General features: G+C 66.2%; 15 protein-coding genes and 2 tRNA genes. 10 read left to right on the forward strand and 7 right to left on the reverse strand.

Going from position 1 to position 14176, the window contains the following annotated elements; translation table 11 throughout:
• Window positions 1-26: 26 nt before the first annotated feature.
• The 3 genes from acpS (at window position 27) to G6N57_RS16060 (ending at window position 2846) form a co-directional block, all read left to right on the forward strand.
• Window positions 27-419 (forward strand): holo-ACP synthase AcpS, encoded by a 393-nt coding sequence (gene acpS, locus G6N57_RS16050; protein ID WP_029110067.1) that lies wholly within the window; start codon window positions 27-29, stop codon window positions 417-419.
• Between the two features lie 102 nt (window positions 420-521).
• Window positions 522-1850: a dipeptidase gene (locus G6N57_RS16055; RefSeq protein WP_077741478.1), complete on the forward strand. Its 1329-nt coding sequence runs from the start codon at window positions 522-524 to the stop codon at window positions 1848-1850.
• A gap of 6 nt (window positions 1851-1856) precedes the next feature.
• Window positions 1857-2846 (forward strand): calcium/sodium antiporter, encoded by a 990-nt coding sequence (locus G6N57_RS16060; protein ID WP_077741477.1) that lies wholly within the window; start codon window positions 1857-1859, stop codon window positions 2844-2846.
• Window positions 2847-2855: 9 nt separating this feature from the next.
• On the opposite strand, the gene bcp is transcribed toward G6N57_RS16060, so the two are convergent.
• Window positions 2856-3329 carry a thioredoxin-dependent thiol peroxidase gene (gene bcp, locus G6N57_RS16065; protein WP_077742059.1) on the reverse strand — a complete coding sequence of 158 codons (474 nt, stop codon included), beginning with the start codon at window positions 3327-3329 and terminating at the stop codon, window positions 2856-2858.
• Between the two features lie 105 nt (window positions 3330-3434).
• On the opposite strand from bcp, the gene G6N57_RS16070 reads away from it, so the two are divergent.
• Window positions 3435-3662 carry a DUF3618 domain-containing protein gene (locus G6N57_RS16070; protein ID WP_077741476.1) on the forward strand — a complete coding sequence of 76 codons (228 nt, stop codon included), beginning with the start codon at window positions 3435-3437 and terminating at the stop codon, window positions 3660-3662.
• Window positions 3663-4725: 1063 nt separating this feature from the next.
• Complete coding sequence (locus G6N57_RS31695; RefSeq protein WP_036448781.1) at window positions 4726-4908, forward strand: hypothetical protein; 183 nt, start codon at window positions 4726-4728, stop codon at window positions 4906-4908.
• Between the two features lie 65 nt (window positions 4909-4973).
• On the opposite strand, the gene G6N57_RS16075 is transcribed toward G6N57_RS31695, so the two are convergent.
• Window positions 4974-5049, reverse strand: a tRNA-Lys gene (locus G6N57_RS16075).
• Window positions 5050-5195: 146 nt separating this feature from the next.
• Here G6N57_RS16075 and G6N57_RS16080 point away from each other — a divergent pair.
• Both G6N57_RS16080 and G6N57_RS16085 read left to right on the forward strand, forming a co-directional pair.
• Window positions 5196-6416 carry a L,D-transpeptidase gene (locus G6N57_RS16080; protein WP_162563965.1) on the forward strand — a complete coding sequence of 407 codons (1221 nt, stop codon included), beginning with the start codon at window positions 5196-5198 and terminating at the stop codon, window positions 6414-6416.
• 80 nt (window positions 6417-6496) lie between these two features.
• The gene (locus G6N57_RS16085; protein WP_077741475.1) at window positions 6497-6859 is read left to right on the forward strand and encodes a nuclear transport factor 2 family protein; all 363 of its coding nucleotides are present in this window, start codon (window positions 6497-6499) and stop codon (window positions 6857-6859) included.
• Here the strand turns inward: G6N57_RS16085 and G6N57_RS16090 are convergent, their stop codons facing one another.
• Window positions 6860-7354, reverse strand: coding sequence for an SRPBCC family protein (locus tag G6N57_RS16090; RefSeq protein WP_077741474.1), 495 nt, complete (start codon window positions 7352-7354; stop codon window positions 6860-6862).
• Complete coding sequence (locus tag G6N57_RS16095; RefSeq protein WP_077741473.1) at window positions 7351-8037, reverse strand: DUF899 family protein; 687 nt, start codon at window positions 8035-8037, stop codon at window positions 7351-7353. The genes G6N57_RS16090 and G6N57_RS16095 overlap by 4 nt, the downstream gene beginning before the upstream one ends.
• A gap of 140 nt (window positions 8038-8177) precedes the next feature.
• On the opposite strand from G6N57_RS16095, the gene G6N57_RS16100 reads away from it, so the two are divergent.
• Both G6N57_RS16100 and G6N57_RS16105 read left to right on the forward strand, forming a co-directional pair.
• Window positions 8178-8945, forward strand: a complete 768-nt coding sequence (locus G6N57_RS16100; RefSeq protein WP_077741472.1) for an SDR family oxidoreductase — start codon at window positions 8178-8180, stop codon at window positions 8943-8945.
• A gap of 223 nt (window positions 8946-9168) precedes the next feature.
• A complete protein-coding gene (locus G6N57_RS16105) occupies window positions 9169-10656 on the forward strand; it encodes a PPE family protein (RefSeq protein WP_097926198.1) in 1488 nt (495 codons plus the stop codon).
• 60 nt (window positions 10657-10716) lie between these two features.
• Here the strand turns inward: G6N57_RS16105 and G6N57_RS16110 are convergent.
• Window positions 10717-10789 (reverse strand) — tRNA-His (locus G6N57_RS16110).
• A 42-nt stretch (window positions 10790-10831) separates the two neighbouring features.
• Complete coding sequence (gene orn, locus G6N57_RS16115; protein WP_036450903.1) at window positions 10832-11479, reverse strand: oligoribonuclease; 648 nt, start codon at window positions 11477-11479, stop codon at window positions 10832-10834.
• A 117-nt stretch (window positions 11480-11596) separates the two neighbouring features.
• Between orn and G6N57_RS16120 the strand changes: the two genes are divergently transcribed.
• Window positions 11597-13168, forward strand: a complete 1572-nt coding sequence (locus G6N57_RS16120; protein WP_077741471.1) for a helicase HerA-like domain-containing protein — start codon at window positions 11597-11599, stop codon at window positions 13166-13168.
• A 174-nt stretch (window positions 13169-13342) separates the two neighbouring features.
• Here G6N57_RS16120 and cmrA read toward each other — a convergent pair whose 3' ends face one another.
• Complete coding sequence (cmrA, locus tag G6N57_RS16125; protein ID WP_077741470.1) at window positions 13343-14149, reverse strand: mycolate reductase; 807 nt, start codon at window positions 14147-14149, stop codon at window positions 13343-13345.
• Between the last annotated feature and the right edge of the window lie 27 nt (window positions 14150-14176).

Genomic DNA, 14176 nt, shown 5'->3' on the forward strand with positions numbered 1-14176 from the left:
TGCAGCGGTGAGCTAGGTTCGCTTCCATGGCGATTGTGGGAGTAGGCATCGATCTGGTTTCCATACCTGAGTTCGCCGAGCAGGTAGACCGACCGGGAACCGTATTCGCCGAGACGTTCACGCCAGGTGAGCGCCGGGACGCCGCGGACAAGAGTTCGTCGGCGGCCCGGCACCTGGCGGCCCGGTGGGCGGCCAAGGAAGCCGTGATCAAGGCCTGGTCGAGCTCACGGTTCTCCAAGCGGCCGGCTCTGCCGGAGGGGATCCACCGCGATATCGAGGTGGTCACCGACATGTGGGGCCGGCCCAAGGTGCGGTTGTCCGGTGAGATCGCCAAGCATCTTGAGACGGTGACCATTCACGTCTCGCTCACCCACGAGGCTGACACCGCCGCCGCGGTGGCGATCATCGAGGAGCTCTAACTTCTGCACCGCGAGCGTGCGCGTCTGCTGCTGGACACGCCGTGTTCGGGCAACAGTTTGCGCACTCTCGGCGGGCTCGACAGAGCGGCTAGGGTCGTCACCATGACTGATGTCGTGCAGCGGGTACAGCAGGTGTTGCCGTCGGTGCGATCCGACCTGGAGGATCTGGTCCGCATCCAGTCGGTGTGGGCCGACCCGGCCCGACGGGACGAGGTGCACCGCAGCGCCGAGGCGGTCGCAAAGCTGTTGTCGGACGCGGGCTTTCCCGACGTCCGCATCGTCAGCGAAGGCGGTGCACCTGCCGTCATCGCGCACTATCCGCCACCGCCGGGTGCGCCCACGGTGCTGCTGTACGCCCACCACGACGTGCAGCCCGAGGGCGATCCGGCCCAGTGGGACTCCGCACCATTCGAACCCACCGAACGTGACGGCCGGCTCTACGGCCGCGGCACCGCCGACGACAAGGCCGGTATCGCAACACATCTGGCCGCGATAAGGGCCTTCGACGGCAAGCCCCCGGTGGGCGTCACGGTCTTCGTCGAAGGCGAGGAGGAATCCGGTTCGCCGTCACTGGGCGCGCTGCTGGCTGCGCACAAAGCTGCCCTGGCCGCCGACGTCATCGTCATCGCCGACTCCGACAACTGGAGCACCGAGATCCCGGCGTTGACCGTGACCCTGCGTGGCCTGGCCGACTGTGTGGTCGAGGTGGCCACTCTGGACCACGGATTGCACTCGGGTCTGTGGGGCGGGGTCGTGCCCGACGCGTTGAGCGTGCTGGTGCGGCTCCTGGCCAGCCTGCACGACGACGACGGAAACGTCGCGGTCGCCGGTTTGCACGAGGCCACCGCGGCCGACGTGGACCGCGGCGAGCACTGGGTCCGCCAGGAGTCCGGCCTGCTCGACGGTGTGTCCGAGATCGGTTCCGGGTCAGTGGTGCAACGCATGTGGGCCAAGCCCGCCATCACCGTCATCGGTATCGACACCACACCCATCGACAAGTCGTCGAACACCCTGATCCCACGTGCCCGGGCCAAGATCAGCATGCGAGTTGCACCCGGCGGAGACGCCCACGCGCACCTGGAGGCGCTGACCCGTCACCTGCAGGCTCATGTCCCGTGGGGCGCCCAGGTCACGGTCAGCCCGGGCGATGTCGGTCAGCCTTACGCGATCGACGCCTCGGGGTCGGTATACGACGCGGCCCGTTCGGCGTTCCGCACCGCCTGGGGAACCGACCCGGTGGACATGGGTATGGGCGGCTCTATCCCGTTCATCGCCGAGTTCGCCGAGGCGTTTCCGGCCGCGACCATTCTGGTGACCGGCGTCGAGGATCCAGCCACCCAGGCGCACAGTGTCAACGAAAGCCTGCACCTGGGCGTGCTGGAGAAGGCGGCCACGGCCGAGGCGTTGCTGCTCGAAGCGCTGGCGCGCTAGACCGAGATGACCGGCAGCGTCGGCTGGTTCGTTGTCGGTCTGATCGCCCTGGCGGTCGGAGCCGAGGTGATGGTCCGCGGCGGTGCGAAACTCGCTGCGCGCCTGGGAATCAGCCCGATCCTGATCGGCCTGACCGTCGTGTCGATCGGCACCAGCCTTCCCGAACTCGCTGTCGGCGTCACCGCAGCCACCACGGGAAGTGGCGACCTGGCTGTCGGCAACATCGCCGGCACCAACGTCGTCAACATCTTGTTCATCCTCGGGCTCAGCGCGTTGATCCGCCCGTTGGCGATCGAACAGCGCACGCTGCGCTTCGATCTGCCGGTGATGGCCGGTTCCGCGGTGCTGCTGTGGGTGCTGGCCGTCAACGGTGTGTTGTCGCGCGTGGACGGGGTGATCCTGGTCTGCGGTGCCATCGTCTACACGGCGGTTCTGATCCGCATGTCGCGGCGGGAGAGCCGGGCCACCGTGGCCGAGTACGGCGAAGCCTTCCCGTCGGGGCAGGCCGGCGATGCCGCGACGAAACCGATTGGCCATGGCGCACTTCAAGATACGGTCATGACCGTCAGTGGCATCGCCGTGGTGATTCTCGGGGCCGAATGGCTGGTGGGCGGTGCGGTGGGGATCGCCCGCGGATTCGGGGTGTCGGACGCGCTGATCGGTCTGACCGTCGTGGCGATCGGAACCTCGGCCCCCGAGCTGGTCACCACGATCGTCTCGACGGTGCGCGGCGAACGTGACATCGCGGTGGGCAACCTGCTCGGCAGCAGCGTCTACAACATCCTGCTGATCCTGGGCATCACCTGCCTGGTACCCGCCAACGGGCTGGAGCTGACGCACAACCTCGTGTGGATCGATATCCCGATCATGGTGGCAGCGAGCCTGGCCTGTGTGCCGATCTTCGTCTCGGGCCGGCGCGTGCACCGGACCGAAGCGGCCGCGATGATCACGGCCTACCTCGGCTACCTGGTGTTCCTGCTGACCACCCAGTCCTGACCGGTGCGGTCAGACCGAAAGGTCGCGGCGCAACTTGGCGACGTGGCCGGTGGCGCGCACGTTGTACTGCGCGACGGCGATCTTGCCCTTCTCGTCGACCAGGAACGTCGAGCGGATGACGCCCTGAACGGTCTTGCCGTACATGGTCTTTTCGCCGAATGCGCCCCAGGCCGTCAGCACCTCACGGTCCGGATCGGACAGCAACGGGAAGGTCAGACCTTCCTTGTCGCGGAACTTGGCGAGTTTCTCCGGCTTGTCAGGGGAGATGCCGACGACGTCCAGACCGGCGTCGTTGAGTTCGGTGAGGCTGTCGCGGAAATCGCACGCCTGCTTGGTGCAGCCCGGCGTCGACGCGGCCGGGTAGAAGTACACGATGACCTTGCGGCCCTTGTAGTCGGAGAGCTTGACGACGTTGCCGTCGGCGTCGGGCAGGCTGAAAGCCGGGGCGGTGTCTCCCACCTCGAGGCGCGGGGTTGGCGGCATGCGCGGGTATCCCTTCTTGTCGACCGGTTCCGTCGTCACGGAGCCGGCTGATCTAGGGTAGTGCGGCAGGGCAGCACGACATGGAGCGGCTTGGAGGAGCAAACAGTGGCGAACCGGGACCCGGAGAGCATCAAGCGGGACATCGATCAGGCTCGCGATCAACTGGCGGTGACTGTCGACTCCCTGGCCGAGCGGGCCAACCCTCAGCGGCTGGCCGACGATTTCAAGACGGCGGTGATCGGCTTCATCAAGAAGCCGGCCGTGACGGCGTCGTTGGCCGGTGCAGGTGTGCTGGTGGTGTTCGTCGTCGTTCGGCGGATCAAGCGGCGCTGAGCCGACCACGGGGCGCGTTACGCGCCGTGACGTGATGAGCCGTTGAGTGGCGAGGTTATTTTGCGCCGCTCAACGGCTCAGGCTTTTTGCGGGGCTTTTGCGCCGCTCAGCGGCGGCGGAACAGGAGCCAGTCCGCCAACGAGAAACTCGGGGGATTGGCGATGCGTCCCAGCCGGTTGCAGCTATACACCATGACGGGCTGATTCGCAGCAACAAACGCTGAAGTTGATGCAGCTGTGGGATCGACGCCACCAGCGGTAGCCATCAGCTAACACCTCTTATCTTGGCGCAAGCGCCACCTGGAAACGAACCACAACAAATCAGCTAACTTGAGATTAACACGGTTTCTTGCGTCTGACCAGCGGAAGTGCTGGTGTCAGATTGTAGGCAGTAACTTACCGTGGCGTCAACATATGGCGTGGTACTCGGCCGGTTAGGTTCTGATGCCGCCGTCAGCACATTATCGACGCGCGTCAATGGGGCTGTTTTCGGTGACGCCCTGGTTGCGCACCGCAAAGTTTCTCGGAGGTCCCCCGGCGCCTGTCGGGGCGCTCCCCGTCGTGCCGGAGGTTGCGGGTGTGACGTACTGAATGTTTGCTGTGAGTGCAGTGACGTGCGCCACGACGCCGGCCGCTTCGCGGCGGTTTGGTGGAGAAAACGATTGGCAAACGCGGGTTGGTCTGGTAACTCGAGGCACTCCGCGCAACTCGGTGCGCATCTGCCGCGGTAGCTGAAATCCACTGCATTGCAGGGCGGGAACGGCCCTTTCTCGTCGAACCGGTTGCTAGTCCATAGGTGTCCAGCTAAGGTCGACTTCGGGTCAGGATAGGGGAGTCGGACCTGGGTCTTGATCTCGGCCGCAACACGGGACGAACGTGTGACAAGGGGGGTATTGCGTTGCAGCTAACTTATTTTCCGTTTGCCAGGATCGCTGCATGTGCCTTCGCCGGTGCAGCTGAACTCGACCGAGTCATCGTCGGGATTCGCTGACGACACCCGATGGCTCATGTCGAACCTCTAGGTACGGATGTGGGCCATGGTCACACCGACTGGAGGTAGCCATATGGCGCATGTGAGCGATGAAACTCTCGGCGATCTACGCCGGGAACTCGACCGCTTCAAAACCGAGCAGTACCGGGACAACGGCTATGCGGCCGCGCATCTGGCCGGTGCGGTGGAGATGTTGTTGGAAGAAGCTGAACCCAGCGTCGGGGACCGGTTCGCCGAGCGATATCGAGCCAGATAGATGTACTGCCGCAGTAACTCTCAAACGCTTAAACGCAAAAACCCTGCCGAGGCAGGGTTTTTGGTTGGTGCGCCGTCAGGGTTTCGAACCCCGGACCCGCTGATTAAGAGTCAGCTGCTCTACCAACTGAGCTAACGGCGCGCGTGAGAGACAATAACAGGAGTTTCGCTCAACAGTGAAATCCGCTGGTCGCGGGCCTGGAACCAGGTTCTGGTGAGCCGGGTTCCCGCGGAACCCTTAGACTATTGCCAAGATTTGCTGTTGACCGTGCGAGGGGTAGGACGAACATGGGGCAGGCCACGACGCTGACCCGTCCGTATCGGGATGTCTTCCGGCGAGCGGTGGTTGCCATGGTGCCCGCGATGATGTTGGGCCTGACGGCGTGCGGGGGACAGGAGACGCAGGGACCGCCGCCGGTGATCACCGACAAGGGGACTCCCTACGGTGACCTGCTGGTGCCCAGGGTCAACGCTTCGGTGACCGACGGTGCGGTGGGGGTGACCGTCGATTCGCCGGTCACGGTGAGCGCGGAGAACGGTGTGCTCGGCGGGGTCACCATGACCAACGAAGAAGGAGTCAGCGTCGCAGGGAAGTTCAGCGCCGACGGGCTGACCTGGTCGACCACTGACCCGCTCGACTACAACGAGCAGTACACGCTCAATGCGCAGTCACTGGGGCTCGGTGGCGTCGCCAACCGGCGCCTGCGGTTCGAGACGCACTCGCCGGCGAATCTGACGATGCCCTATGTCCTGCCCAACGACGGGGAAGTGGTCGGGGTGGGGCAGCCCATTGCGGTCCGCTTCGACGAGAACATCACGGACCGGGTCGCTGCCCAGCGGGCCATCACGGTCAAGACCAATCCGCCGGTCGAAGGCGCCTTCTACTGGCTCAACAACCGCGAAGTGCGTTGGCGTCCAGCCAAATACTGGAAGCCCGGCACCACGGTGGACGTATCCGTCGACACCTATGGCGTCGCATTGGGCGACGGCTTGTTCGGCCAGGGCAACGTCACCACCCACTTCACGGTCGGCGACGAGGTGATCGCGTCCGCCGATGACAACACCAAGACGCTGACCGTCCGGCGCAACGGCGAGGTCGTCAAGGCGATGCCGATCTCGATGGGCAAGAACAGTTCTCCGACGAACAACGGCGTGTACATCATCGGTGACCGCTTCGACCACATGGTGATGGATTCGTCGACCTACGGGGTACCGGTCAACTCGCCCAACGGTTATCGCACCGAGGTGGACTTCGCGACCCAGATGTCCTACAGCGGTATCTACGTGCACGGGGCCCCGTGGTCGGTGGGCAGCCAGGGCTACAGCAATGTCAGCCACGGCTGCCTCAACGTGAGCACCGCCAACGCCCGCTGGTTCTACGAGAACACCAAGCGCGGTGACATCGTCGAGGTGACCAACACCGTGGGTTCGGTGTTGCCGGGCACCGAAGGGCTGGGGGACTGGAACATCCCCTGGGAACAGTGGCGCACCGGCAACGCCAGCACCTGATTACCTGCGCGGTAATCGACAACGCTTCTTGAATCGGTGAATCTGGCTGAGTCCCAGTTGATTACCGTGAAAGAGGCGAAATGGCCGAGCTCGACGACACCGTCACCGGGTACCTCAGCACCTGGAATGCCACCGATGCCGCCCAGCGGCAGGCGCTGCTGGAACAGCACTGGGCGCCGGGCGTCACCTACACCGACCCGCTGGCCCAGGTGAGTGGTCACGACGGCATCTCCGGTGCGATCGAGGCCGTGCACACCCAGTTTCCTGGGTTCGTGTTCACGCTCGTCAGCGGACCCGATGCCCACCACCGGCAGGCGCGCTTCCAGTGGGGCCTCGGCCCGCGCGATGCCGATCCGGTGGTGGTCGGGTTCGACGTGCTGGCTACCGACGGCGACGGCCGGATCCAGACCGTGCTCGGCTTCCTGGACCAGGTGCCCGCCTGACTATGTCGACGAACGGTCCAGGGCCGCAAGCGATTCTTCGATGAAGTCGGTACCGAATGGCGGCATCCCGCCGATCTGGTCCCGGAAGCTCTGCGGGGTGTCGGTCCAGTCGTAGGTGAGCGTGACGTCGGTCTGGTCCCCGTTGGGGACCAGGTCGTACCGCCACCACCAACCACCGGGCGCATGGTGACCCTGCTCGTCGAGCTGTCCGGGTAACCATGCGATGGTCCGGTTCTGATCGAACTCGGTCACCAGGTTGTGCATGACGTAGTGGCCACCGGCCGCCGGAAGGAACATGTTGACCGCGAATATCTGGCCGGTCCCGGTGATCGGTTCGGGGTCGACGGCGTCGCGCACCCAGTCGCCCGGCTCGGTGTCGCAATGCCGGGCCGGGTCGGCCAGGACGGCGAACACCTGAGCCGGGGAGGCGGAGATGGTGCGGGTGACGACGTAGCGCTGGCTGTCGGTTGCCGTCGTGTCGGTCGATGAAGTCATCGGGAGTCCTTTCCGTACAGGTGGGCGATGTCAGGGCTGTCGAGCCAGCCCGAGAAGGTCGGTTGTTTGGGCCACCCGTCGGGCGAGTCCTGCCATTCTTCCTGCCGGCCCCACGGCAGCAGGTCGATCAACGCGAACGAGTGGCTGAGTTGTTCGGTGCCACGGCCATTGGTGTGCCAGGTGCGGTAGACGGTTTTCCCGTCGCGGAAGAACACGTTGACCGCGAAGCCGTCGCCGGGGGCGGCGTCGACGTCGGATCCGAAGGAGCTCTCCGACGACGAGTACCAGTCCATGCGGTTGCCGACCTTGTCGCGGTAGGCCAGCGCCTCCTCGATGGGCCCGTTGGTGACGATGACGAAGCGGGCGTCGTAGTTGTCCAGGAAATCGAGGCGGGTGAACTGTGATGTGAACCCCGTGCAGCCGCCGCACTGCCATTCGGCGCCGTCGGTCCACATGTGGTGGTAGGTGATCAACTGGGCGCGCCCGTCGAATACGTCGGCCAGCCGTACCGGGCCGTCCGCGCCGTTCAGTGTGTACTCCGGCAACTCCACCATCGGCAGCCGGCGGCGCGCGGCGGCGATCGCGTCCAGTTCCCGGGTCGCGGCCTTCTCCCGACGTCGCAGGTCGTCGAGGGCGGTGCGCCAGGTCTGCTGGTCGACTATCGGGGGTTTTCCTGTCGGCATGAAGGGCTCCTGATTGCTGCTCGGAGAATCTCGTTCTCTTAATGGACCCGCCGAGCGTCCGGAATTCATCGCACCCGGTAATGTCCGACGAGCGAAGGGTGACCTAACACCTCGAGATGAACCATGGAGGTCGATCCAGAATGAGCGGTCAGCGAGCCGATGCAGCGCTGCGTCTCCTCGTCGTCGGTGCCTCGTCGGGCATCGGCCACGCGGTCGCGATGAGTGCCACCGAACGCGGCGCCAAGGTGGCCGTGGCCGCGCGGCGCATCGACCTGCTGAATTCCCTGGCCGCCGCGATCGGCGGATACGCCTTCGAACTCGATGTCGAGGACCCCGCGGCGATCAACCGCGTGGTCAACGACGCGGCCGACGCCCTGGGCGGTCTCGATGCCGTGGTGTTCACCAGTACGGTGATCCCGTTCGCCTACATCGAGGACACCGATGTGGCCACCTGGTTGCACGCGTTCAGCGTCAACACCGTCGGTGCCAACAACGTGCTGCGCGCTGCGGCGCCCCGACTCGCCGAGAACGGTGTGGTCCTGGTGGCCTCCAGCTATGACGTGGGCCGCCCGCGTGCCGGTGTGGCGGCATACAGCGCGAGCAAGGCCGCTCTCGACGAGATCCTGCACTCGTGGCGCATCGAGCACCCTGAGCTGTCGCTGATCCGGGTCGGCGTCGGCCCCACCGACGACACCGAGATCCTGCGCGGCGCCGACCGGGACCTGCTGGACCAGTTGGTCAAGACGTGGGTGGCGCAAGGCGCCCTGCCCGCCCGGATGTCGGCCCTGCGCGACGTCGCCAACACCCTGGTGTCGCTCGTGGCCACCGCGTACGAGAATCCGACCGTGGTTCCCGAGATCGTGCAGCTGGCTCCGCGGATTCGGCGGCGGGCCGGCGCGGCGGAATAGTCCGCAATTCAGTTCTCCGGCCGTTGCACAAGGCCTTTGGCCGCATCCGGGGTGCGCTGATTGCACACCCCGCGATGCATGATGCCCGAGGGTCGCTACGCGCAGTAGCTCTCGCCCTTCCCCGGCACGGCTTTCTATGAGTTGTCGATGAGTTCATTGATAATGACAATCATATTCAATAACTTGGACGCTTCGGGTAGCCGGTCTACAAGGAGGGTTCCTCATGTCCGGGGTATGGATGGCCTCACCGCCTGAGACGCATTCGGCATTGCTCAGCAGCGGCCCCGGTCCGGGTGCGATGCTGGCTGCCGCCGGCGCGTGGTCGTCGTTGAGCGTCGAATATGCCGCGGTGGCAGAAGAACTCGCGATGGTGCTGGGTTCAGTGCAGGCCGGATCCTGGCAGGGCACGAGCGCAGAACGGTACGTCGCCGCCCACTTTCCCTATCTGGCGTGGCTGCATCAGGCCAGCGCCGACAGCGCGGCGATCGCGGCTCGGCATGAAACCGCGGCCGGAGCGTATGCCGGTGCGCTGGCGGCGATGCCGACCATGGCCGAGCTGGCCGCCAACCACGCCAGGAATGCAATCCTGGTGTCCACCAACTTCTTTGGTATCAACACCATTCCGATCGCGGTGAACGAGGCCGACTATGTGCGGATGTGGATCCTGGCCGCCGTAACGATGGAGAGCTATCAGGGGGTGTCGGAGGCTGCGCTGGCATCGAGCCCATCGACACCGGCGGCGCCGAGGATTCTTCACGACGACCACGACCACGACCATGATGACGACCATGACCATGACCACGACGGCGATCATGACCACGATCACGACGACCATGGCCACGGAGACCTGAGCCCACTCGACCCGCGGTGGTGGCTGGAAGTCGGCCATGAGCAGATCGAGAACATCGGTCTGCTGATCGACAACCTGCTGAACGACCCCGCTGCCCTGTTGACCAATCTGCCGATGGTGTTGGCCGACATGGCATTCCACGCGGCGCAGCTGCTGCAGGTGGTCGTGCAGTTGTCCCCGGCCCTGATTCAGCCGGCTCTGGGTGTCGTGACCGCCAACCTCGGATGGGCGATCGCAGGTCTGGCCGCGATCCAGCCGGTGCTGCCGGCCGGTGTCGCGGAGATTCCGTCCGGGGCCGAGCCCGAATCGTGGCCTGCGGCCGCGGCCCCATCGACGGTGTCCGGCGGCGCACCGGCTCCGACCGCGTCCTCGGCCCCGGCGGCTCCGTCGACCGGTGTGTCGGCGACCGCGACCGTCACGACGGGGTCGGCGCCGTCGGCCGCACCCGGGGGCGGGCCGGGGTTCTTCCCGCCGTACTTGATCGGCTCGCCCGGTGTCGCCGTCCCGGCCGCGGCCCGGGCCAAATCCGCGACCACCGTCAAGCGGAAAGCCCCGGAGCCCGACATGGCCGCAGCCGGGGCCGGGGAGCAGGCCCGCGAGGCGAGGGCGCGCCGCCGGCGACGCGCCGCAATGCGGGATCGAGGCCACGGCAACGAATACATGGACATCGAGCCCGGTCTACCGCCGGGCCCGGCGCCGACCGTGTCGGATCGCGGCGCGGGGCCGCTGGGCTTCTCTGGTGTGCGGGACCAGCCGGATGCGAGGACGACGGGCCTGACGGCGTTGGACGATGCCGAGTTCGGTGCGGGCCCGACAGTGCCGCTGTTGCCTTCAACCTGGGATCCGGACTCGAAGGAGTGAGCCTGTTGGGTAGAAACGAGAAACGCCGTCTGCTTGCGCAGACGGCGTTCCCGTTATCGGGGTGGCTGACGGGACTCGAACCCGCGACAGCCAGGATCACAACCTGGTGCTCTACCAACTGAACTACAGCCACCATCGCCGCTCGCGCCTCTGGAGCGTATGCGGCTCGTAGATACTAACTGCTCGGGTGCTCTACAGCCGAATCGGTTTCTGGCGAGTCATCCTTGGGTGGCCCGAGCTCGGCCGCGATCGCGGCAATGTCGCTGGTAGACGGCCCGGGCTGGGCGACGAACGCGGTCGAGCGGTAGTACTTGAGTTCGCGGATCGACTCGTGGATATCGGCCAGGGCGCGGTGGGCGAGACCTTTTTCGGGCTGGCCGAAGTAGATCCTGGGGTACCAGCGCCGGCACAGTTCCTTGATCGAGCTGACGTCGATCATCCGGTAGTGCAGGTAATCGTCGAGTTTGGGCATGTCACGGGCGATGAAGCCGCGGTCGGTGGCGATCGAGTTGCCGGCCAGGGGAGCGGCCTTGGCCGTCTTGACGTGCCCGCGGATGTAATCGAGCACCATCTCTTCCGCGGTGGCCACATCGACGGTGGAGGCTCGGACTTCTTCGATCAGTCCCGAGCGGGTGTGCATCGTCTTGACCACGTCGACCATGGACGACAAGGCCTCGTCGTCGGTGTGAATGACCACGTCCAGGCCGTCACCGAGGATGTTCAGGTCCGCGTCGGTGACCAGAACCGCAATCTCGATCAGGCGATCGGACTTGAGGTCCAGGCCGGTCATCTCGCAGTCGATCCATACCAGTTCGTCTCGCACGAAGATCCACAGTATTCCTACACCGCGCGACGGGCCGTCACACCCACCGCGCGTGCCGCCCGGCAAGTAGTGTCAGACCCCGATTGGCTCGTTCGCGACAACTGGGAGGACCGCGGCATGACCACCGAATCGACAGCCACCCCCGCGCAGCAGATCGCTGCCGGTTACGCAGTCGAAGGCCAGGCTTTGGAGCTTGGCACCGTTGTCGTCGACGGATCCGTCGATCCGGCCGCACAGGTCCGTATCCCGTTGGCCACGGTCAACCGGCACGGGTTGATCGCGGGTGCCACGGGTACCGGCAAGACCAAGACGTTGCAGGTGATCGCCGAGCAGTTGTCGGCCGCAGGCGTCCCGGTGGTGATGGCCGACGTCAAGGGTGACCTGTCGGGGCTGTCGCGGCCAGGTGAGGCGAACGAGAAGACCGACCAGCGCGCCAAGGACACCGGCGACACCTGGACGCCGACCGCGTTCCCGGTGGAGTTCCTCTCCCTGGGCACCGAGGGCATCGGGGTCCCGGTGCGCGCCACCATCACCAGCTTCGGCCCGATTCTGCTGTCGAAGGTGTTGGGCCTCAACGCTACTCAGGAGTCCACGCTCGGCCTGATCTTCCACTGGGCCGATCAGAAGGGTCTGCCGCTGCTGGACATCAAGGACCTCCGGTCGGTGATCCAGTTCCTCACCAGCGACGAGGGCAAGCCCGAGCTCAAGGCTCTGGGCGCGGTCTCGGCGACGACGGCGGGGGTGATCCTGCGTGCCCTGGTGAACCTGGAGGCCGAGGGCGCCGACACGTTCTTCGGTGAGCCCGAGCTCGAGCCCAAGGATCTGCTGCGCACCGATGCGCAGGGCCGCGGCATCATCAGCCTGCTGGAGCTGGGGGCCCAGGCCGCCCGGCCGGTGATGTTCTCGACGTTCCTGATGTGGGTGCTGGCCGATCTGTTCACCACGCTGCCCGAGGTCGGCGACGTCGACAAGCCGAAGCTGGTGTTCTTCTTCGACGAGGCGCACCTGCTGTTCGCCGACGCGTCCAAGGCGTTCCTGGAGCAGGTCGAGCAGACCGTCAAGCTGATCCGGTCGAAGGGCGTCGGCGTGTTCTTCTGCACGCAGCTGCCCACCGATGTGCCCAACAACGTGCTGTCACAGCTGGGTGCGCGGGTGCAGCATGCGTTGCGTGCCTTCACGCCCGACGACCAGAAGGCGCTGTCGAAGACCGTCCGCACCTACCCGAAGACCGATGTCTACGACCTGGAGAAGGCGCTGACCTCGCTGGGTATCGGTGAGGCGATCGTGACCGTGCTGTCCGAGCAGGGCGCTCCGACGCCGGTGGCGTGGACCCGCATGAGGGCGCCGCGGTCGCTGATGGCCGCGATCGGCGACGACGCCATCAAGGCCGCCGCACAGGCCAGCCCGCTGCAGGCCACCTACGGCCAGACCGTGGACCGGGATTCCGCCTACGAGCGCCTGGCGGCGAAGATGGCGCCGCCGGTGACCGCCGAGGATCCGGGCGGTTTCGGCGGGGTCGAGGCCTCGGGCGAAATCGAGGCGATGCCGGCGCCGGCGCAGCCCGAAGAGCCGGGGATGCTCGAGCAGGTGCTCAAGAGCTCGGCGTTCAAGAGCGCGATGCGCTCGGCGGGCACCGTGATCGGCCGCGAGATCACCCGCAGCATCTTCGGCACGGGCCGCCGCCGCTGAGCGGCGAATCAGGCTGGAGCCGCTGAGCGGCGAATCAGGCTGGAGCCGCTGAGCGGCTGCGCCGGTTTCGACAAGAGGGTCGTGATCCGCGAGATCAGCAGCCCTGATGTCGAAATCGGCGCGAGCAGCGGCGCGAGCGACGGCGCGAGCGGCGCCGAAGCCGGCGCCAAAAACCTAGCCGCCGCCGAGCTTCTTGTAGACCGCGCCGACGATCGGGGTGACGATGGCGCGCGGCGCGTAGCCGCTGGCCATCGACATGGCCTTGGACGTCACGCCGGGGACCACGCGCATCTTGTTCTTCTCCAGGCCGTCCAGCGACAGCTTGGCGGTGTATTCGGTTGAGATCCACAGGAAGTCGGGGATCAGCCGCTCCACGAGGGACTGCTCGGCCTCGTCGGGCAGGTCGGTCCGGACCGGGCCCGGCGCCAGCACCGTGACGTGCACGCCCGCGCCCTTGAGCTCGCCGCGCAGCGACTCGCTGAACGTGTTGGCGAATGCCTTGGATGCCGCGTAGGTGGCGTTGTTGGGGATGGGCGAGTTGCCTGCCGCCGATCCGGAGATGAGGATGCCGCCGGAGCCGCGCTTGACCATGCCGGGCAGCACGGCCAGCACCAGGTCGTGCACGCCGAGGACGTTCAGCTGCACCTGGGCCTTCTCGCCGGCCGGGTCCAGATCGATGACCGGGCCGAAGGTGGCGGTGCCCGCATTGGCGCACAGGATCGAGATCTCGCGCTGGGCCAGTTCCTGGCAGAGCACGTCCCGGGCCGCCGGGTCGGTGAGGTCGACGGCGCGCACCTCGACGGTGACTCCGTAGCGCTCGGTGAGGCGCTGCGCCAGGGACGTCAGCACCTCCTCGCGTCGCGCGGTGATGATCAGGTGGTGGCCGCGGGCAGCGAGTTCGGTGGCCAACGCTTCGCCGATGTTCTGCGAGGCGCCGGTGACGACGGCGCGGGCATCCGGACTGGGTGCGGGTACGGGCATGCGGCCAATCCTAAGAGGAGCGGGAGG

Source organism: Mycolicibacterium boenickei (assembly GCF_010731295.1).
Classification (GTDB): Bacteria; Actinomycetota; Actinomycetes; order Mycobacteriales; family Mycobacteriaceae; genus Mycobacterium; species Mycobacterium boenickei.